This window comes from Streptomyces sp. R-74717 (assembly GCF_047305335.1).
Taxonomy (GTDB): Bacteria; Actinomycetota; Actinomycetes; order Streptomycetales; family Streptomycetaceae; genus Streptomyces; species Streptomyces atratus.
This window is the reverse complement of sequence record NZ_CP102361.1, coordinates 5,958,766-5,978,832: the sequence shown is the minus strand read 5'-3', so window position 1 is coordinate 5,978,832 and position 20,067 is coordinate 5,958,766. Positions and strand designations below refer to the sequence as shown.

Below are 20,067 nucleotides of genomic sequence, written 5' to 3'. Positions count from 1 at the left end.
GTGTCAGCCGGTCGCCGACGCCGTCCAGTCGCGGGCCCTCAGCGGCATGCGGGCGGCCCCGCCCTCCGCCGGGCGCACCACGAGGATCTGGTTGACGCCGATCTTGTTGTGTTCGAAGGAGAGCGCGGAGGCGGCCATGTAGAGGCGCCAGACCCTGGCCCGTCCCGGCGAGGTCATCCGGACCGCGCGGTCCCAGTTCTTCTCCAGGTTGGTGACCCAGCTGCGTAGGGTCAGTGCGTAGTGTTCGCGGATCGACTCGACGTCACGTGCCTCGAAGCCGGCTTCCTCGAGGGTCGTGACGGTCCGTCCCACCGGGGCCAGTTCGCCGTCCGGGAAGACATAGGCGTCGATGAACTCGTCCACGTGGTATGCGGACTCGTCCCTCTCGGGGCGGCGGGCGATCTGGTGGTTGAGCAGCCGGCCACCGGGCTTGAGGAGTGCGTAGATGTCGTCGGCGTATTCGCGGAAGCGGACCGAGCCGACGTGTTCCGCCATGCCGATGGACGAGATGGCGTCGTACGGGCCGTCCCTGACGTCCCGGTAGTCCTGGACCCGGATCTCGATCCGGTCGGTCAGGCCCTCTTCCGCGATGCGCTTCCTGGCGTAGGCGGCCTGTTCGACGGAGAGGGTCACTCCGGTGACCCGGGCACCGTACTCGCGGGCGGCGTGGATGGCCATGGAGCCCCAGCCGCAGCCGACGTCGAGGAGGCGGTCGCCCTCCTTCAGCGCGAGCTTGCGGCAGACCAGGTCGAGCTTGTCGCGCTGGGCGTCCTCAAGACTCCCGTCGTCCTCCCAGTAGGCGCAGGAGTAGACCATGGACGGGCCGAGGACCAGTTCGTAGAAGTCATTGCCCACGTCGTAGTGGTGGCTGATGGCCTCCTTGTCGCGGCGCTTGGTGTGGAGGGTGCCGGTGCGGCGGCGTACCTCCTCGGGCGGCGGGGCCGGCGGGAGCCAGGGGCCGGCGAGCTGCAACAGCCCTTTGGCGAAGGCCCGCACCTTCGGGTCGCGGACCGGGTGGACGCTGTCCTTGGCCTCCACGCCCCGGTCCCAGATCAGCGAGGCCATCAGATCCAGGGCCTCGTACAGATCACCTTCGATGTCGAGTTCGCCCGCCACCCAGGCGCGGGCCAGGCCCAGTTCACCCGGCTTCCACAGCAGCCGGCGCAGCGCGCGGCGGCTGTGGATGACGAGGACGGGGGCACCGGGCGGTCCGGATTCGCTGCCGTCCCAGGCCCGGATACGGACCGGCAGCCTTTCTCCCAGCAACTCCTCGGCGAGAGCGGTCAGCCGCAATGCGGCGTCTGCCATGGCGCACACCTCCGTGATGGTGTTCCCAATGTGCCCAAACATGCCCAAACATGCCTGCAACCACGCCGAGCACCCGCGGCGCCACGACGAGGTACTACACCGTCAACAGTCTGCGGAGCGCGCACCATCCCGCTACAGCGCAACGGAACAGCAAAATACCTGCACGACACATGTATCCGTTGGTGCACCGTCATCGGGCCACCGCACCGCGCACCGCACCGCGGCGGCCGGACGCACCGAAGGGGCCGCCCGCACCACGGATGGCGGACGGCCCCTTCGGGCGTTGTGCACGTACTGCGCGGGTGAGTGGACCCGCGGGCGGACTAGGAGGCCTTGGCCTTCTCGCCCTCGGCCTTGGCGGCGGCCGGTGCCGGGGCCGGCTTGGCGGCCTCGTAGAACTCCTCGCGCGGCGTCTCCATGGCGCCGAGCGAGACGACCTCGCGCTTGAGGAACATCGCAAGGGTCCAGTCGGCGAAGATCCGGATCTTACGGTTCCAGGTCGGCATCGCCAGACCGTGGTAGCCACGGTGCATGTACCAGGCGAGACGTCCCTTGAGCTTGATCTTCATCTTGCCCATGACGATCATCGCGACGCCCTTGTGCAGCCCCAGACCGGCGACCGCACCCTTGTTGGCGTGGCTGTATTCCTTCTGCGGGAAGCCGCGCATCCCGGAGATGACGTTGTCACCGAGGACCTTGGCCTGACGCAGCGCGTGCTGGGCGTTCGGCGGGCACCAGGCGTTCGGGTTGCCGGCCCTGCGGCCGACCATGTCCGGAACCTGGGCGTTGTCGCCCGCGGCCCAGATGTAGTCGGTGCCCTGCACCTGGAGCTTCTCGGAGGTGTCCACGTGACCGCGCGGACCGAGCGGCAGGCCGAAGCGGGCCAGCGCCGGGTTCGGCTTCACACCGGCCGTCCACACGATCGTGTTGGAGTCGACCTCGAGGCCGTTCTTCAGCACGACATGACCGTCGACGCAGGAGTCCATGGAGGTCGAGAGGAAGACCTCGACGCCACGGGACTCCAGGTGCTCCCGGCCCCAGGTGCCCAGCTTCGGACCGACCTCGGGAAGGATCTTGTCGGCGGCATCGACGAGGATGAAGCGCATGTCCTCGCGCTTCACGTTCGTGTAGTACTTCGCCGCGTCGCGGGCCATGTCCTCGACCTCGCCGATGGTCTCCGCACCGGCGAACCCGCCACCCACGAAGACGAACGTCAACGCCCGGCGGCGGACGTCCTCATCGGTCGTCGAGTCGGCCTTGTCCAGCTGCTCGAGGACGTGGTTGCGCAGGCCGATGGCCTCCTCGATGCCCTTCATGCCGATGCCCTGTTCGGCGAGGCCGGGGATCGGGAAGGTGCGGGAGACCGCGCCCATCGCGATGACCAGGTAGTCGAAGGGCAGCTCGTAGGCCTCGCCGACGAGCGGCGCGACCGTGGCGACCTTGCGGTCCTGATCGATGGTCGTGACGCGGCCGGTGAGAACCTCGGCCTTCGGCAGTACGCGTCGCAGCGGGACGACGACATGCCGAGGCGAGATGCTGCCGGCGGCGGCTTCGGGGAGGAAGGGCTGGTAGGTCATGTACGACCGGGGGTCGACGACCGTGACGGTCGCCTCGCCGTAGCGCATCTTCTTGAGAATGCGCCGAGCTGCGTACAGGCCTACGTACCCACCGCCTACTACGAGGATCCTGGGACGCTCCGTGGTGCTCATGCCATCGAGTATCCACCCCCCTCGGAGGGCATGCTCGTGAGCCCCTTCACAAGGTATTCCCCACCCTCTGCTACACTTCGCCGCCCGCGTGACCGAGGTCATGACACCGGAGGGGAACCACGGTGTAGTGGCGAACGTTGTTCACCGCCTGTGAGCTGGCTCTTGAGCCTCCGAGCGGGGTGAACCACCGCTTCGATTCACACATCGGCAACGCATCCGGAACAGTCCCGTATCGACACGGAACGACCCCGCGAGCGGCCCTGGATGCCCATACGGACCAGAACTGCCCCCCACGGGGCCGAATTCCTTGTGAAGAAGTTCACGAACTTCATTGCGACGTGTCTTGCGAGGCACCCCCCGGGTGGCCCACGAAGGCTCAAAAGTGCAGGCCAAAGTGCGCATGAGCACCGTTCTCGCACCCTGCCGGAGGGCCTCCGCGCGCCTCCCCCGCACAAGCGGACCTACGCGATCGACCAGCCGATTCCGTCGAGGATGTCGTGCTCACTGACGACGATCTCCTGGGCCCCGGTCCGCTTCATCACGGCGAGCAGGATCAGCGCTCCCGAGGTGATCACATCGACCCGTCCCGGATGCATCGCACCGATCGCGGCACGCTCGGCGTGGGTGGAGGTGAGGAGCCGTCCGGTGATCTCCTGGACCTGGTCGAGGGAGATCCGGGAGTGGTGGATCGCCTCGGAGTCGTACACGTCGAGCCCCAGGGCGATCGCGGCGACCGTGGTGACCGTCCCGGCGAGGCCGACGAGGGTGGCGGCCCCGGTGAGCGGGACGCTCTCCTCGGCGAGATCGAGGGCGGCGTCGATGTCGGCGCGGATCGCGGTGATCTGACCGGGCGTCGGCGGATCGCTCACGACACCGTCGTGCACGAGGTGCCGCTCGGTCATCCGTACGCAGCCGATGTCCACGGAGCGCGCGGCCCGCACATGGTCGTCGCCGACGACGAACTCGGTGGAGCCGCCGCCGATGTCCACGACGAGATACGGCTTCGCGAGGTGATCTCGGCCCGCGAGCTCCTTGGTGGCACCGGTGAAGGAGAACTCCGCCTCCTGGTCGCCGCTGATCACCTCGGGCTCGACGCCCAGGATGTCCAGCACGCCGCGGACGAACTCGTCCCTGTTCTCCGCGTCCCGGGAGGCGGAGGTGGCGACGAAGCGTATCTTCTGTGCCCCGTGCTCCTTGATCACCTCCGCGTACTGGCGGCATGCGGCGAACGTCCGCTCCAGTGCCTCGGGGGCGAGCCGGCCGGTGCGGTCGACACCCTGGCCGAGGCGGACGATCTCCATCCGGCGGTCGAGCTCGACGAGCTCACCGGTGGACGGGTCCGCGTCGGCGACGAGCAGACGGATGGAGTTGGTACCGCAGTCGATGGCGGCCACGCGAGTCATGAATGCTCCTGTGGGATCAAGCCCCTCCGGCGATCGAGGAGCGGGGCCCGGGGGCGGAGCCCCCGGGAACGGTCAGGCCTCGTCGCCCGCGTCCGCGGACTGGCAGGGCGTCACGCACGGCCCCTTGCGCCACCACTCCGGCAGCATCGCGATCGCCTCGTCGCCGAGCGGGTTCACCCCGGGCCCCGCGGCCAGCGAATGGCCGACCAGCACGTGCAGGCACTTCACCCGGTCCGGCATGCCCCCCGCACTCGGGAACCCCTCAAGGACCTCGATGGCGTCGCGCCGCGCGATGTAGTCCTCGTGCGCGGCCCGGTACGCGGCGGCCAGCTCGGGGTCCGTACCGAGGCGCTCGGTCATCTCCTTCATGACGCCGTTCGCCTCCAGCGTGCCGATCGCGGACGCGGCACGCGGGCACGTCAGGTAGTACGTCGTCGGGAACGGCGTACCGTCCTCCAGCCGGGGCTGCGTCTCGACCACGTCCGGGTTGCCGCACGGGCAGCGGTGCGCGATCGCGCGCAGCCCGCGCGGCGGGCGGCCCAGCTGCTGCTGGAAGGCGGCGATGTCCGCCTCGGTGGGCGCGGTGGACTCGGTCTGCGGAGGGGGGGTTTCCATGCCTGCCTAGGTTCTGATCGGGCTGCTCGAACTGCGGTTCTGCAGATGGATGAAGAGAGTCAGTCGCGGTCGGCGCTGTCGACGCCGTCCCAGAGGTTGGAGTGCCACGGCCGGCCGGACTCGTCCGTCTCGCCGTTGCGCTCCTTGACCGCGTCGGGGTCGATCACCGTGTAACCGGTCTCCCCGGGGAGAAGGTAGTGCAGGTGCTTGCGGGCCAGCTGCCTGATGTACGCATCGTCCTGGAGGCGCGCCTTCTCGTCGCGCAGCTCCTCGGTGCGGGCCGCGGCCTCCTGCGCCATACGCTCCTGGTCGGCGATCTCGTCCCGCTGCGACACGTACTGCCGCATCGGGTACGCGAGCGCGACCACCAGGGAGCAGACGACGAGGGCGAGGAAGGCCGCCCGGCCGGTGAGCCGGGAGCGGCGGGCCTGACGGCGGTTCTGCGACCGGTAGACGCGGGCGGCGGTCTGCTCGCCGAGCAGCCGCAGCCGGGTCGCGGTGGAGAACCGGTCCCGGTCCTTCGCGGCCATGTCTCCGCCTCCCCATTACGCACGTCCGTCCCCGCACACGGTACGGGACCGAGTGGGGGGACGGACGGAGGCCGGGGCCTTCGGCCCTCGAAGGGCCGGTGCTCAGCCCTTGAAACGCGGGAACGCCGAGCGGCCCGCGTACACCGCGGCGTCGTCGAGGATCTCCTCGATGCGCAGCAGCTGGTTGTACTTGGCGACGCGGTCCGAGCGGGCCGGGGCGCCGGTCTTGATCTGGCCGCAGTTCACCGCGACGGCGAGGTCGGCGATGGTGACGTCCTCGGTCTCGCCGGAGCGGTGGGACATCATGCACTTGAAGCCGTTGCGCTGGGCGAGCTCGACGGCGTCCAGGGTCTCGGTCAGCGAGCCGATCTGGTTGACCTTGACGAGCAGGGCGTTGGCGGAGCCCTCCTCGATGCCGCGGGCCAGACGCTCCGGGTTGGTGACGAACAGGTCGTCGCCGACGATCTGCACCTTGGCGCCGAGCTTCTGGGTGATGACGTTCCAGCCGGCCCAGTCGTCCTCGTACAGCGGGTCCTCGATGGAGACCAGCGGGTACGCGGAGACGAGCTCCTCGTAGTACTCGGTCATCTCGGCGGCCGAGCGGGACTTGCCCTCGAACTCGTACTTGCCGTCCTTGTAGAACTCGGACGCGGCGACGTCGAGCGCGAGCGCGATGTCCTTGCCCGGGGCGTAGCCGGCTTCCTTGATGGCCTCGAGGATGAGGTCGAGGGCGGCGCGGTTCGACTCCAGGTTCGGTGCGAAGCCGCCCTCGTCGCCGAGGCCGGTCGAAAGACCCTTGGTCTTCAGGACCTTCTTCAGCGTGTGGTAGACCTCGGCGCCCCAGCGCAGGGCCTCGGAGAAGGACTCCGCGCCGATCGGGGCGATCATGAACTCCTGGATGTCCACGTTGGAGTCGGCGTGCGACCCACCGTTGAGGATGTTCATCATCGGGACGGGCAGCAGGTGCGCGTTCGGGCCACCGAGGTAGCGGAACAGCGGCAGGTCCGAGGCCTCGGAGGCGGCGTGGGCGACGGCCAGCGAGACGCCGAGGATGGCGTTGGCGCCGAGCGAACCCTTGTTCTCGGTGGCGTCCAGGTCGAACATCGCCTGGTCGATCAGCCGCTGCTCGGTCGCGTCGTAGCCGACGAGCTCCGGGCCGATCTGCTCGATCACGGCCAGGACGGCCTTCTCGACGCCCTTGCCCTGGTAACGGTTGGGGTCACCGTCGCGAAGCTCAATGGCCTCGAACGCACCGGTGGAGGCGCCGGACGGCACGGCAGCACGACCCGTGCTGCCGTCGTCGAGGCCAACCTCGACCTCGACCGTGGGGTTCCCCCGGGAGTCGAGGATTTCCCGGGCTACGACGACGTCGATGGACGGCACGAGGCATCTCCTTCTGGGATATGACACTGGTTGTGCAGGGTCACTTTGGCCTTGCGACAAGAGCCTAACCGGCCCGGCCCGCTCAGTCGGACGACCGCCCGTCCCCTGGGACGAAAAAGGACCCGAGAGTGAGCATTACCGGACAAACAGTCAGAATTTTACTCGCCAGTAACTACAACAGTTGAACGATCACCCATAGTCGGCACTCCCTGCGCGGCACACGGCGCTCCCCCTATACAGGGGTGATGCACCACACATGGAGGTGGCACGTCGGACAGAGGTGACGCGTCACGCAGAAACCCCGGCCCGGCGCATACGGGGGATTGCGCGCCGGGCCGGGGTGCTCGGGGGGAGAGCCTGAACTACTTCGTCAGGTGGAGCTGCTGACCCGGGTAGATCAGGTCGGCGTCCTTGACGATGTCCTTGTTCAGCTCGAACAGCTGCTGCCAGCCGCCCTCGACCTTGCGGTCGGCGGCGATCTTGCTCAGGGAGTCGCCGGAGGCGACCTTGTACTCGCCGTCGCCCTTCTTGACCTTCTCGCCGGTCGGGGTGGTGACGGTCTTCTTCGACTCGGCCTGCGGGGCGGCGGAACGGTCCGAGCGGGAGGCGGCCGGGGCCTCGGTGCGCCCGGTCTTCTCCGGCTGGGCCTGCTGCTTCGGCGCGGCCGGGGTGCTCTTCTGCTCGGTGGCGTTGGAGCTGGAGGTGGAGTTCGAGGAGGAGCCGGTGTCGACGCCCGGGTCGACACCGTCGTTGGTCAGGTTGCCGGCACCGGCGCAGCCCCAGGCACCCGGACCCTGCATGTCGAGGAGCTTCTCGGCGGTGGCGATCTGCTGAGCCTTGGTGGCCAGGTCGGCACGGGGGGCGTACTGCGTACCCCCGGCGGCGGCCCAACTGGACTGCGAGAACTGCAGACCGCCGTAGTAGCCGTTACCGGTGTTGATGGACCAGTTGCCACCGGACTCGCACTGGGCGACGGCGTCCCAGGTGGCGACGGAGGCGGCGGAGGCGCCGGTCGCGCCCATCAGCGGCACGGCGACAGCGGTACCGGCGACACCGGCGAGCGTGGCGATACGGACGGCCTTGGACGGGCGGCGGTGCTTGCCCTTGCTGGAAAACAGCATGGAACTTCTCCTCACCGACGCCTACGAGGTGAGCTGTCGGGTTCGGGCCAAGTGAGTTGCCCGGTCGCACGTCCTAGCACGCGACTTCACCCCAAGCCGGTCCTGATGCGTCTTTCGACGATCGGGTCCGGCGCTTACCTGGGTCCCCCGCTCCTGCCTACGGCGCTTTTACGCGTCTGTTCCCTTCGACCGACGGCAGGATTCGGCGTGACGGTCGACGGGGCCCGCGGTGCGAGCGGTTCCGACCGTAAACATACGCAACCCCCACATTCAAAGACGGACACATCGGACAATCTTCCCCTACTTGCATCTGAGGAACCGTCGTTTTCGCAGGTGGGGGCGGTGCAGAAGGGTTACCCGGGCGCGACACACCAGTTGACGCAAAGAGACCCATGTCTCACTTACACATAAGCGGACATAAGTCTCTGAACTACCCCAGTTTTCGAGGCCCTTTTAACCGATTTTCAGACTGCCCTCACTCGGCCTTCACGTCGAGATCGAGGCTCTGGCCGGGGAGGATGAGGTCCGGATCGGAGCCGAGGGCATCCTTGTTGGCCTCATAGAGTGCGGGCCAGCCACCGGAAACCTTCTGTGCGTCAGCAATCGCCCAGAGGTTGTCGCCGGGGTGCACGGTGTACGTACCGTCGGCGACCGGAGCGGCCGCGTCGCGCGCGTCGGCGTCACCGCGGGAGGCATGGCGACCCGACTCGCGGTCACCGCCGTTCGCGTCCCGGTCCCCTTCGGGGGCCGGCGCGCCGCGATGCTTGCCACCGACACCGTCGGACGAATCGGATGAGCCGGATGAATCGGGCACACCGGAGGGCGGAGTGGCTGACGCGGTACCCGAGGGCTTCGCCGTCGCCTTGGCCTTGCCGGCCGACTTGTCGGCGCCGCTCGAGTCCTTCGAGCGGCGCGTACCGTCCGAGGCACTGTCCGACGGCGTGGCGTCATCGGACGGGGCCGCCGACGCGCCGTCAGCCGGCTCCGCGCTCTGTGTCGGCCCGGAGGAGGCCGCAGACCCCGGGTCGACACCCGGCAGCGTCCCGTCCACCGCGAGGCCGGAGATGACCGCACAGCTGGGCCACGCCTGCGGGCCCTTGTCGTCCAGGACCTTCTCGGCCACGGCTATCTGCTGCGCGCGGCTGGCGAGGTCGGCACGCGGGGCGTACGTCTCACCGCCGTACGCCTTCCAGGTCTCCTGCGAGAACTGCAGACCGCCGTAGAAGCCGTTGCCGAGGTCGGCGCTCCACATGCCGCCGCTCTCGCATTCGGCCACCCGGTCCCAGGTCGTTGCGTCGGCCGCGTGCGCACCGGCCGCGCCGAGCAGCGGGATGGCGATGGCCGATCCGGTCACGCCCGCGGCGACGACGATGGCGGGTGCCTGACGGGGGCGACGGTGTCTGCCGTTCGCGGAGCCCATGGGGTTGCCTTCCGTGTGACTGACGAGTGACTGGTGGGTCGAACGGTGAACCTAGCGGGACTCGAACGCGTGTCACAAGTCGATGCAGCACAGATCACGTGAAAGTCACAGAGTTGACGGAGTGTCACTTTCTGCCGTGACGGACCCTGGCGCGAACTCCACGGGCAGAGTGCGCAGTCCACGCATGATGAGCCCGCCACGCCACCGCAAATCGGTAGATTCCACCGCAAGTCGCAGATCCGGAAGGCGCCTCAGAAGCGTCGCGAGCGCGGTCTGTCCTTCCAGTCGGGCGAGCGGTGCTCCCAGGCAGTAGTGGATGCCGTGCCCGTATCCGAGGTGCTGATTGTCACGCCGTGCGAGGTCGAGCGTGTCGGGGTCCTCGAAGCGCTCCGGGTCGCGGTCGGCTGCGGCGAGTACGACAAGTACGGGGTCGCCGGCCGCGATGTCCTGTCCGCCGAGCGTCAGCGGCTCGGTGGCGAACCGCCAGGTCGCCAGCTCCACCGGGCCGTCGTACCGCAGCAGTTCCTCGATCCCGGTCTCCAGCAGATCGCTCTCCCCCGCGTCGAGGGAGCGCTGCAGCCGCTCGCGCTGCGCGGGGTTGCGCAGCAGTGCGTACACCCCGTTGCCGATGAGGTTGACCGTCGTCTCGAACCCGGCGAAGAGCAGGATGAAGGCCATGGCCGCGGCCTCGTTCTCGGTGAGGTGCTCGCCGTGGTCGCTGGCCCGGATCAGCCCCGAGATCAGGTCGTCCCCCGGGTTCTCCCGCTTGCGGTGGATCAGTTCGGCGAGATAGCCGCGCATCTTCTTCACCGACCTGGCCACCCCGCCGCGCGGGCCGCCGCCGTGGCGGATCATCATCCCCGCCCAGTCCCGGAAGTCGTCCTGGTCCTCGCGCGGGACGCCGAGCAGATCGCAGATCGCGTAGATGGGCAGCGGGAACGCGAAGTCGTGGATGAGGTCCGCCTTCCCCTCCGCGATGAAGCGGTCGATGAGGCGGTCCGTCAGTTCCTGCACCCGCGGCGCGAACTCGGCGACCCGGCGCGGAGTGAACGCCTTGGAGACGAGGCGGCGCAGCCGGGTGTGGTCGGGCGGGTCGATGTTCAGCAGATGCGTCATCAGCTCCGCCTTGCGCTCGCCCGGGATGCCCGTCTTCCCCTTGGCGTGCGCCGGCTCGGCGTGGTGCGCCGGGTTCTTGGAGAGCCGGGTGTCGGCGAGCGCCTGCCGGGCGTCGGCGTACCGGGTCACGAGCCAGGCCTCGACACCGCTGGGCAGCGTGGTCCGGTGCACGGGACTGTGCTCGCGCAGCCAGGCGTAGGCCGGGTACGGGTCGGTGGCGAACTCCCAGGTGAAGAGTTCGGGGGCGCCGGCGGGGCAGGCGGCGGGGTGATCGGCTGGGCGGTCGGCGGGGCTGTGGTTCACCCCCCGACGTTATCCGTTGCCCTCCGCCGCCCGGATGGCGTCCCGGTAGGCGCGGCCCGCGGCCCGCAGTGCGGCTTCCGGGTCGACACCGTCCTGTTCGGCGCGTACGGCGAGGGCGAGGAGCTCGTAACCGATGCCGTCGCCCGTGGGAAGCGCCACATCGAGTCCTGCGGTACGGACCCGGCCGGCCAGTTTCGCCGCGAGCGCCAGTCCGGGCTGGCCGAGCGGGACTCCGTCGGTGACCGAGTCGCGCTGCTTCTCGATGGCCTTGGTGCGCAGCCAGTGGGCGTGCACGTCCTCCGGGGTCTCGGCGGACTCGTCGCCGAAGACGTGCGGGTGGCGGTGGATCAGCTTCTCGACGAGGGTCGCGGCCACGTCGTCGACGGAGAACGGCTCGTCTTCGGCCTCCTCTGCGATCCGGGCGTGGAAGACGACCTGGAGGAGTACGTCCCCGAGCTCCTCGCGCAGCTCGTCGCGGTCGCCGTCCTCGATCGCCTCGACGAGTTCGTACGCCTCCTCGATGGCGTACTTGGCGAGGCCCTTGTGGGTCTTCTGCGAGGTCCAGGGGCATTCGACCCGGATCCGGTCCATGACCTGGACCAGATCGAGGAGCCGGGCGCCCGGCAGATCGTAGGAGCCGGGCAGCAGCTCCAGATCCGGCATCTGTACCCGGCCCGAACCGGCGAGCCTGGCCAGCCCGTCGGTCAGCGGCTGGCTGCCCTCGCCGCCCGTGAGAACGACGACGCTCCGGCCGCCCGCACAGGCGTCGACGAGCTCCTGCGCGGTGGGCGCGGAATGCTCGACGCCGACGCCCGCCTCGCGCAGATACGGCAGCTGCGGGTGGTCCGGCTCGGCGCAGAGCACCCGGTCGGCGGCGTGCAGCGTCTGCCAGGCGGGCCAGGACAGAAGTCCCGGCGCCACGCGGTGGCTGGCGGTGAGCAGGACGATGCGGCCGGGGTCTTCAGCGTTCACCGTTCGAATCTACCTCGGTCGGTCCGGTCGCCGTTTTCCACGGCCTTCTAGGCGCCGGACCCGTCGCCCGTCTCTGCGGGCTTGGTGACCTGGGTGATCCAGGGAGCCTTGTAGTTCGCGAGCTGGGTCTGCTTGTTGTCCCAGGCGCCGTAGCGCGGATTGACGTCGACCTTCAGTGCCTTCGACGCCTTGCTGAGTGCATCGCCGACGGCCTTCTGCCCCTCGGGCTGCTGCAGGTCGGCGCCGAGTGCCTGGGCCAGCTTCGTCAGCTGGACCTGCTCGCGCAGGACGGCGTCGATCTGGCCGGGGGCGACCCAGCTCTGCTGGAGCATCGCCGTCCGCAGCTGCGCCTCTCCGCCGGACTGGGCGGCCGCCGCCTTCCGCATCTGCTGGATCTCGTTGCGGCTGACGGTCACGCCCGCGTCCTGCGCGGCCCGGTCCAGGACCCGGTCGAAGATCATGCCGTGCAGCTTGGCCCGGCTGAGCTGCCCGGACTTGTCGATGAGCTGGGACGCGTCCTTCGAATCGCGCTGGGCCTCGCGTACGGCCGCCACCTGGCCCTGCAGCGTGGACACCTCGATCCGGTCCCCGCCGACGAGGGCCGCGGCGCCCGGGTGGGCCTGGCCGCCGCAGGCGGTCAGGAGTGGGGCTCCGGCGAGCAGGGCGGCGGAGACGATGAGCGCGGTGCGACGGCGGCGGTGCAAAGGAACCTCCCGGGGAGAGTTTGTGCATCAGTGCACAAGACCTTGCGGTGATCGATGTTAGGCAGTGGATGTGGTTGGGGCCACTGGTTCGACCAACGATTCGGAAGGAGTTGGGGATGTGGGCCCGCTCAGGGGCGTCCGACCGTGCTCGGCGGCGGCGCTCAGGACACGCGTTCGACCGCCGGGACCTTGCTGTCCGGGCGCAGCATGATCGTGCGCGAGACGACGAATGTGATCGGGATGGCCGCCGCGGCCGCGACCAGCGGCGCGTACCGGCTGCTGAACCCGGCGAGATCGACCAGCAGATAGACACCGCCGGTCGTGATGACGAAGTTGGCGGCGTTGGTGAGCGGGAAGAGCAGGAACTTCCGCCAGGTCGGACGGGTCCGGTAGGTGAAGTAGGAGTTCAGGAAGAAGGAGCCGGTCATGCTCAGCGCAAAAGCGACCACATGGGCGGCGATGTACGGCAGCCAGGTCAGCAGGACGAGGTAGCAGCCGTAGTACGTGCCGGTGTTCACGACTCCCACGAGGGCGAATCGGGCCATCTGTGCCTTGACCGTCATCGGCGTACGAACTCCTGGGGCTCCCGTATCGACTGCGGCGCCGCCTGGATGTTCGTGGCCTTCACCAGGAAGTGCGGGCGCCGCTTCACCTCGTAGTAGATGCGGCCGACGTACTCACCGACCACCCCCACTATCACCATCTGTACCCCGGCAAGGGCCGTGACCACGACGATGAGTGTGACATAGCCGGGCGTGTCCACGCCTTTCACCAGGGCGAATCCGACGATCCAGGCGGCATAGGCGAAGGCGACCGACATCAGCACCATGCCCAGGTATAACGCGGCGCGCAGGGGCTTGTTGTTGAACGAGAGCAGTCCGTCGAGTCCATAGTTGAGAAGCTTCCCGAAGGTCCAGGCGGAGCTGCCCTGCTCGCGGACGGCATTCTCGTAAGCGAAGGTCGTCGTCCGGAATCCGACCCAGGCGAACAGTCCTTTGGAGAACCGGTTGTACTCGGTGAGTTCGAGGACGGCGTCGACGGTACGCCGGGACAGCAGCCTGAAGTCACCGACGCCGTCGACCAGTTCCACGTCGACCATGCGGTTGATCAGCCAGTAGTAGGCGCGGGCGCTGACGGTGCGGGTGACACGGTCGCCCTTGCGGGTGCGGCGGGCGATGACCTGGTCGTAGCCGTGGGCGTGCTCGTCCAGCATGCGGCCGATGAGTTCCGGCGGGTGCTGGAGGTCGGCGTCCATGATGACGACCGCGTCGCCCTCGGCGTGCTGGAGGCCGGCCAGCATGGCGGCCTCCTTGCCGAAGTTCCGGCTGAAGGAGACATAGCGGGCCCGCGGGTCGGCGGCGGCCAGCTCCTGGAGGATCACCAGGGTCCGGTCCGCGCTGCCGTCGTCGACGTAGACCAGCTGGAATTCTTGTCCCAGCCTGGTCATTTCGTCCGTGACGCGTTCATGGAAGCGTTCGAGAATCTCTTCCTCGTTGAAACAAGGCACCACCAGCGAGATCAGCACGGATGCACATCAACCCGTCCACGTGTCGGAATCCGGTGCTTCATATGACCGATGGGCGTCCATCAAGTGAACTGACCCATTTTGGCAGGGGTTTATGCGTTCGAGGCTGTCATATTCCTGCGTATGCCGACTTTCCGTCCCCGCCTGCGTGCGGGCTCGCTCGCCGCGCTGCTCACCGTCGCCGCGGTCTGTGCGGGTGATGCCTGGGCGCGCAGTTTTCCGTTCGGGCCGCGCACCCGGAGCGTCAACGACCTGGGCAACCAGTTCGTGCCATTCCACGCCCGGCTGTGGGACCTGCTGCACGGGAGTGCCGACGGCGGAGTGCTGCTCAACTGGTCGTCCGGGTACGGGACAAGCTTTCTGCCGGATCTCGGCACCTATCTGACCAGCCCGTTCGCCCTGCTCGTCGGGGTCTTCCCGCGGGACCAAACGGACCTCGCGGTCTATGTGGTAACGGTCCTGAAAATGGCGTCGGCCGCGGCGCTCATGGCCCTGTTGCTGCTGACGCTGCGCGGCGGTCGCTGGTGGGTGGCGGGTGTGCTCGGTGGTTCGTACGCGCTGTGCGGCTGGTCGGTCGTCGAGGCGTCGTACAACCCGATGTGGCTGGACGGTCTGGTCGCACTGCCGCTGCTCTGCCTGGCCGCCGAGTGGGCCCGGACGGGACGGCACCGGATCGCCGCGCCGTTGCTCGTCGCGGTGGTGTGGGCGGCCAACTTCTACACGGCCTACATGGCGACACTCGGGGCCGCCCTGGTGCTCGCGGTGCGGTTCTTCACGGAGCGGGAGGACCGGCGGGCGGTGGGCCGGGGGCTGGTGCGGGCTCTCTGCACGGTCGGGGTGGGTGTCGGTCTCGCGGCGCCCGTCCTGATTCCCGTCTATCTGGGGACGAAGCACGCCTACCCGGGCTGGGACCGGGCGTTCGCGCCCGCCGCATGGCCCGATGTGCTCGCCCGGCTGCTGCCCAACACGTACAGCTTCTTCACCCCGGCTCTCTTCCTCGGCACGGGCACCCTGCTCCTGGCCTGTGCGCTGGCCTTCCAGCAGTCCGTGCCGCGGCGCGAGCGGTGGGCGTGGGTGGGGCTGGTGGCAGGGGTCGCGCTGTCGTTGCAGTGGGGGCCGACGCATCTGCTCTGGCATGCGTTCGCCACACCCAACGGCAGTCCGTACCGGCAGACGTTCGTGCTGGCCGGGCTGGTGGTGATCGCCGCCTGGATCTCGGTCTCGTACGACTGGCCACAGTGGCGGGCGCTGCTCGGCGGCGGCACGGTGCTGGTACTGATCGCGTCCGGAGCCGGCTTCAGCGACCTGGTCACGCGGTGGACGTATCCGCTGTTCGCGGCCGGTCTGGTGGCGGCGGTGGGTGCCCTGCTGCTGGTCGGGCGTGGCCGGAGGTTCGCGGTGCTCGCCGCCGTGCTGCTGATCGGCGCACAGGCCGGGCAGGCCGCCGCGACCACCGCGTTCGCCGACCGGCAGAAACTGAGACGGCTCGACCACTACGCGCCCTGGGGCGAGCGGCAGCGGATACAGGCGGCGGCGGTCGCGGGCGCCGACGGCTGGCCGGGCTATCGCACCGACCCCGGCCGGGAGCAGACCACCGCGAACGATCCCCTGCTGGTGGGCGGGCAGGGCGCCGCGTACTACAGCAGCCATACGCCGGCCGTGCTGACCCGCACGCTGCGTGCGCTGGGCGGCGGGTGGACTTCGGGCGGCCGGGCCGTGCAGAGCCTCGACAACCCCGTCACGGACGCGATCTTCTCGGTCGGTGCGCGGGTGCGCGGGCCGCGCGATCCGTATCAGGTGTGGAACGCCCCGGACGACCGGCCGGTGACGGTGAGCCGTGAGGAGGCGCCGCCGCTGGTGACGGTACGGCGGCCGGGCGGGCCCCTGCCCTTCGGCCGGTCGCCGTACCGGAACCAGGAGGAGCTGCTCGGCTCGGCGGTCTACACGGTGCCGACGACGGTGCTGCGCGCGGCGGGGGGCGGCGCGGTGGCGGACCGGGGTGCGTACGACTACCGGGTGGGGCGCGGTACGTACACGCTGACCGCCCACTGTCCGGCCGCCTCGGAGGCGTATCTGTGGACGCCCGGCCTGTTCGGCTCGGCGCGCCTCGGCGCGGGCCCGGAGGTCGAACTGAAGGGACAGCTCCCGGCCCGCCGCGCCCCGATGGAGCGCCTGGGGTCGGCGGGCGGGAGCGCGCCGGTGGTGGTCACACTGACCGCCGTACGCGAAGGGACCGTGCCGCACGAGGCGATCGGCTGCCTGGACCGGTCCCGGCTGGCCTCGGCGGTCGCCGGGCTGAAGCGCACCGGTGCGACCGCCGTCCATGTCACCGCCGACGGCATACGGGCCGAGCTGCCGCCCGGCAGCACCGGAACGGTCGTGATCGCCGCGCCCCGCATCGCCGGCTGGAGCTGCCAGGGCCGCCCCGCCGACAGCTACCTGGGCCTGGTCGCCACCCCTGCCCCCGCCCACGGCACCTCCGTCGACTGCACGTTCCGGCCCCCGGGCCTGCGAGCGGGTGCGACGGTGGGCGCGGGCGCGGTGTTCGCCCTGCTGGTGGCGGGGGTGTGGGGGGCACGGCGGCGACGCGACCCGGCCTCCGGGAACTAGCTAGCCCACGATCGCGACCGGGGCGTCCCAGGCGTTCCGGTCGATCGTGAGCGTGCCGCCGGTGTGCGTCACCTTCTTGTTGACGGCGTACTGGTGGCCGCGGCGGTGCCCGGTGTACAGCGTCGAGGCGTACGGGAAGCCCGTAGTGGTGGAGTACACGTCGTCGTAACGGGCGTACCAGAGGATCTCCGGCAGGTCCGTGCGGTTCGTGGCGTTGGCCACGACGGCGGCGCTGGAGTTGCTGAAGCCGTAGAAGCCGGACCAGTAGCCCTTGGCCTTGACCGTCTTGTCGAACGACCGGATGTAGGCGAGCACCGTGTTCACACAGGAAGTGTTCTTCGGGTCGAAGTACTCCATGTCGAGGTAGACCGGGCTGCCCGGCTTCATGCCGAGGGCGGCCTCCTTCGCCACGGCGTCGTTGGCGTCGGTGACGGCCAGCGAGGTGGCGTTGGCGGCGGTCATCTTCTCGGGGTTGGCGCTCGTCTGGCACGGCGGCTGCGCACCGACGTACAGCGGGACCAGCTTCCATCCGGTGGCGCTGACGGACTTCACCCAGGAAGCGGTGAGGTTGGGCTGTGCGCAGCCGCGGTTCTTCCCGCCGACGTACACGGCGGCACCGTGGTAGACGGAGGAGCTGTACCAGCCCTTCATGGTGGTCAGCGACGGCGCGGTGCAGGTGTCGAAGACATGCCCGGTGTAGATCTTCGGCGCGGGCCTGGAGACGGTGGTGGCGGTGGCGGCCTCGGCGGCGAAGGCGCCACCGGCGAGAACGGCCACGCCTGCCACGGCCATGGAGATGCGGCGACGCTTCTTGGATATGCGGTGAGAAGGCACAGAGACCTCGACAGTGCTCGAAAGAAGTGAGAGGCCGACGGGGCAGGCGAGTCGTCAGCCGCCCCGGCGGCAGCTCACAGTCTCATGCCGGAGTCGGCCCCAGGCCCCGGCTGCGGTCTCCGCGACAATCCATTGCGGAAGCTTGGCGTGTCCATTACTTGGCCTCGTCGCGACCGTCGCCGGCTCCGCCGCCCCGTCAGCCGCCGTGCACCTCCACCTGGCGGTCGAGGCGGCGGCGCAGCTCCACCGGCAGCGGATGGTGCGGCCCGTACGCCCGCTCCGTGTCGTACAGCAGCCCCTGCAGCTGTACGCGCGCCGCCGCATGGTCGCCGACCGCGAGCAGGAGGTGTCCGATGCGATTGCGGATCTCGAAGGAGCGGGCCGGGTCGTTGCCCATGGCGCGGTGGTTCTCGTAGTACGGCAGAACCGCGCGGTACTCCGCGAGCGCGGCGGCCGGTTCGCCGAGCTGCTCCAGGCACTGGGCCGCGTCGTAGCGGAACTGGAGGGTCTGGGCGTCGGCCGGGCCGGCCTCCGCCGCGCGGTCGTCGGCGAGGCGGCGCAGTTCGGGCAGGGCGCGGCGGTACTGGCCGTCGTCCATCAGCGTCGCCGCGTACTGCTTGCGCAGGATGCGGACCACGGCGGAGTCCTCACCGTGCTGTTCGGCCGCGACCGGGAGGATGGAGCCGAGGATGTCCACGGCCTGGGTGATGCGGCCCTCGCCGAGCAGCTTCTTGACGTCGTCGACGGCGGCGGCGACATCGGGCCGGGCGGCGGCCGGGGCGGGCGGGGCCGGAGGCGGGGGCGGCGTGGTCGCACGGTCGGGCCACGGGGCGTGCGGGCGCAGGAAGGGGCGGGTCGGGTCGAGCGGTCCTGCCGGGAGCCCGGTGCCCCGGGCGGGGAGCAGCGGGGCGAGGTGTTCGTACACCTCCTGGGCGCCGGACGGGCGGTGCTGCGGGTCCTTGGCCAGCAGCCGCAGCACCAGCGCTTCGAGTGGTTCGGGGATGTCGGGCCGGATCCGGCGGACCGGGAGCGGTGGCTCGTAGAGGTGGCGGTGCAGCACACCGAGGGCGGTCGACCCCGCGAACGGCACGTCGCCGCTGAGCAGTTCATGAAGGAGCACACCGAGTGCGTACAGATCGGTGTACGGGCCGACAGCACCGCCCATCGCCTGCTCGGGAGCCATGTATGCCGGGGAGCCGATCGGCGAACCGGTGTGGGTGAGACGGGTGGTGTCGGTGTCCAGGACGGAGGCGACGCCCAGGTCGAGGACGGTGATGGTGCCGTCCGGACGCACCATCACATTGCGGGGCTTGAGGTCGCGGTGGACGATCGGCACCGCGTGCACGGCACAGAGGACGGCGCAGAGCTGGGCGGCGACCGCGACGGACCACTGCCAGGGGTACGGGTCGTGCTCGGCGAGATGGTCGGCGAGGTCGGCGCCCTCCACGTACTGCATGACGAGGTACAGGTCGTCGCCGTCGCTGCCCGCGTCGTGGACGGTGACCAGGCCCGGGTGGTCGACCTGGGCGGTGACCCGGCACTCGCGGACGAAGCGACGGCGCAGCTCGCCCGCGGCCTCGCTGCCGATGGGGCCGGTGACCCGGTCGGGGCGGAGCAGCTTCACCGCGACCCGGCGGTCCAGTCGCTGGTCGTAGGCCGTCCAGACCTGGCCCATGCCGCCCTGGCCGAGGATGGTCGCCAGCTGGTACCGCCCGCCGATGAGGCGTCCGCTCACCGCCCCTCCTCCTTGCGGAGGTAGTCGCTCAACTCGTCGAGCTCGGCGCGGACCTGGTCGATGCGCTGGGGCTGGGGGTTCGGCTGGGGGTTCGGTTGAGGGTGAGCCGAGGGGTGCGGCTGGGGGTTCGGTTGAGGGTGAGCCGAGGGGTGCGGCTGGTACTGCTGCGGTGATACGGCGGGCGGCTGCATCGGCTGCCTTGCCTGCATCGGCTGACGCAGCGGCGGCTGTTGTACGGGCATGGGCGCGGGGGCGGGCACACGCATCGGCACCGTGGGCGCGTATCCGTACCCCGGCGCCGAGGGCGCGTAGCCGCCCATGAGGTTCCGCTTCGTGAGCTGTTCGTAGTGACGGATGTCCCCGACCAGGTAGTAGGCGGAAGCGGCCGCCATCACCAGCAACAGCAGCGGTATGAGGACGTTGTCGATGCCTGTGGGCTCGTCATTGCCGTCCCTGCCGAGGATCGGCAGGAGCACGCAGACGAACACGAACCCGGCCCCGGTCAGCCACCAGTCGGACGTCCGACGGCGCACGATCGCGAGGCGGAGCAGCGGGCTCCACAGCAGCAGTCCGAGCGAGCACACCGAGAGCACGACGAACAGCACACGCATCGAGACGATCCAGGCCCGGCTGGGAACCCGGCGCGGCGGCGTCGGCGGATGACCCGGGGCGTACATGGCTGCTCCTGGAGACCTGGTCGTGAACGTCCGCGCACACGCTCCGTGTACGCAGATCCGAGCGTAAAGGGCGACATCGACAACCGGCCCCGGGTTGTACGG

17 protein-coding genes and 1 riboswitch are annotated in these 20,067 nt (G+C 69.6%); of the genes, 1 reads left to right on the top strand and 16 read right to left on the bottom strand.

The window, feature by feature from the left end:
• Window positions 1–3: 3 nt before the first annotated feature.
• The 13 genes from NRF20_RS27405 to NRF20_RS27345 form a co-directional block, all read right to left on the bottom strand.
• Window positions 4–1,308, bottom strand: a complete 1,305-nt coding sequence (locus NRF20_RS27405; RefSeq protein WP_398630963.1) for a class I SAM-dependent methyltransferase — start codon at window positions 1,306–1,308, stop codon at window positions 4–6.
• A 323-nt stretch (window positions 1,309–1,631) separates the two neighbouring features.
• The gene (locus NRF20_RS27400; protein WP_114244909.1) at window positions 1,632–3,017 is read right to left on the bottom strand and encodes an NAD(P)/FAD-dependent oxidoreductase; all 1,386 of its coding nucleotides are present in this window, start codon (window positions 3,015–3,017) and stop codon (window positions 1,632–1,634) included.
• Between the two features lie 461 nt (window positions 3,018–3,478).
• The gene (locus NRF20_RS27395) at window positions 3,479–4,420 is read right to left on the bottom strand and encodes a Ppx/GppA phosphatase family protein (RefSeq protein ID WP_266361037.1); all 942 of its coding nucleotides are present in this window, start codon (window positions 4,418–4,420) and stop codon (window positions 3,479–3,481) included.
• A gap of 72 nt (window positions 4,421–4,492) precedes the next feature.
• Window positions 4,493–5,035 (bottom strand): DUF501 domain-containing protein, encoded by a 543-nt coding sequence (locus NRF20_RS27390; protein WP_266361035.1) that lies wholly within the window; start codon window positions 5,033–5,035, stop codon window positions 4,493–4,495.
• Between the two features lie 59 nt (window positions 5,036–5,094).
• Window positions 5,095–5,565 (bottom strand): FtsB family cell division protein, encoded by a 471-nt coding sequence (locus tag NRF20_RS27385; RefSeq protein ID WP_114244912.1) that lies wholly within the window; start codon window positions 5,563–5,565, stop codon window positions 5,095–5,097.
• A gap of 102 nt (window positions 5,566–5,667) precedes the next feature.
• On the bottom strand, window positions 5,668–6,948 hold the full coding sequence (eno, locus tag NRF20_RS27380) for a phosphopyruvate hydratase (RefSeq protein WP_030926869.1): 1,281 nt from the start codon (window positions 6,946–6,948) through the stop codon (window positions 5,668–5,670).
• 362 nt (window positions 6,949–7,310) lie between these two features.
• Window positions 7,311–8,069 (bottom strand): transglycosylase family protein, encoded by a 759-nt coding sequence (locus NRF20_RS27375; RefSeq protein ID WP_413753458.1) that lies wholly within the window; start codon window positions 8,067–8,069, stop codon window positions 7,311–7,313.
• Between the two features lie 3 nt (window positions 8,070–8,072).
• Window positions 8,073–8,244: riboswitch (cyclic di-AMP (ydaO/yuaA leader) on the bottom strand.
• 300 nt (window positions 8,245–8,544) lie between these two features.
• Window positions 8,545–9,489 carry a transglycosylase family protein gene (locus NRF20_RS27370; protein ID WP_413753457.1) on the bottom strand — a complete coding sequence of 315 codons (945 nt, stop codon included), beginning with the start codon at window positions 9,487–9,489 and terminating at the stop codon, window positions 8,545–8,547.
• A gap of 105 nt (window positions 9,490–9,594) precedes the next feature.
• Entirely contained in the window at window positions 9,595–10,908 is a 1,314-nt protein-coding gene (locus NRF20_RS27365) for a cytochrome P450 (protein ID WP_398630966.1), read from the bottom strand.
• A gap of 9 nt (window positions 10,909–10,917) precedes the next feature.
• A complete protein-coding gene (locus NRF20_RS27360; RefSeq protein WP_398630967.1) occupies window positions 10,918–11,880 on the bottom strand; it encodes a nucleoside triphosphate pyrophosphohydrolase in 963 nt (320 codons plus the stop codon).
• Window positions 11,881–11,927: 47 nt separating this feature from the next.
• On the bottom strand, window positions 11,928–12,584 hold the full coding sequence (locus NRF20_RS27355; protein WP_398630968.1) for a SurA N-terminal domain-containing protein: 657 nt from the start codon (window positions 12,582–12,584) through the stop codon (window positions 11,928–11,930).
• 161 nt (window positions 12,585–12,745) lie between these two features.
• The gene (locus NRF20_RS27350) at window positions 12,746–13,147 is read right to left on the bottom strand and encodes a GtrA family protein (protein ID WP_413753456.1); all 402 of its coding nucleotides are present in this window, start codon (window positions 13,145–13,147) and stop codon (window positions 12,746–12,748) included.
• A complete protein-coding gene (locus tag NRF20_RS27345) occupies window positions 13,144–14,109 on the bottom strand; it encodes a glycosyltransferase family 2 protein (RefSeq protein ID WP_398630970.1) in 966 nt (321 codons plus the stop codon). The genes NRF20_RS27350 and NRF20_RS27345 overlap by 4 nt, the downstream gene beginning before the upstream one ends.
• A 123-nt stretch (window positions 14,110–14,232) precedes the next feature.
• Between NRF20_RS27345 and NRF20_RS27340 the strand changes: the two genes are divergently transcribed.
• Complete coding sequence (locus tag NRF20_RS27340) at window positions 14,233–16,719, top strand: YfhO family protein (RefSeq protein ID WP_413753455.1); 2,487 nt, start codon at window positions 14,233–14,235, stop codon at window positions 16,717–16,719.
• On the opposite strand, the gene NRF20_RS27335 is transcribed toward NRF20_RS27340, so the two are convergent.
• The 3 genes from NRF20_RS27335 to NRF20_RS27325 all read right to left on the bottom strand — a co-directional run bounded on the left by NRF20_RS27335 (window position 16,720) and on the right by NRF20_RS27325 (window position 19,965).
• On the bottom strand, window positions 16,720–17,553 hold the full coding sequence (locus NRF20_RS27335) for a glycoside hydrolase domain-containing protein (RefSeq protein WP_266361015.1): 834 nt from the start codon (window positions 17,551–17,553) through the stop codon (window positions 16,720–16,722).
• A 196-nt stretch (window positions 17,554–17,749) separates the two neighbouring features.
• The gene (locus NRF20_RS27330) at window positions 17,750–19,288 is read right to left on the bottom strand and encodes a protein kinase domain-containing protein (RefSeq protein ID WP_398630972.1); all 1,539 of its coding nucleotides are present in this window, start codon (window positions 19,286–19,288) and stop codon (window positions 17,750–17,752) included.
• The gene (locus NRF20_RS27325; protein ID WP_398630973.1) at window positions 19,285–19,965 is read right to left on the bottom strand and encodes a hypothetical protein; all 681 of its coding nucleotides are present in this window, start codon (window positions 19,963–19,965) and stop codon (window positions 19,285–19,287) included. The genes NRF20_RS27330 and NRF20_RS27325 overlap by 4 nt, the downstream gene beginning before the upstream one ends.
• Between the last annotated feature and the right edge of the window lie 102 nt (window positions 19,966–20,067).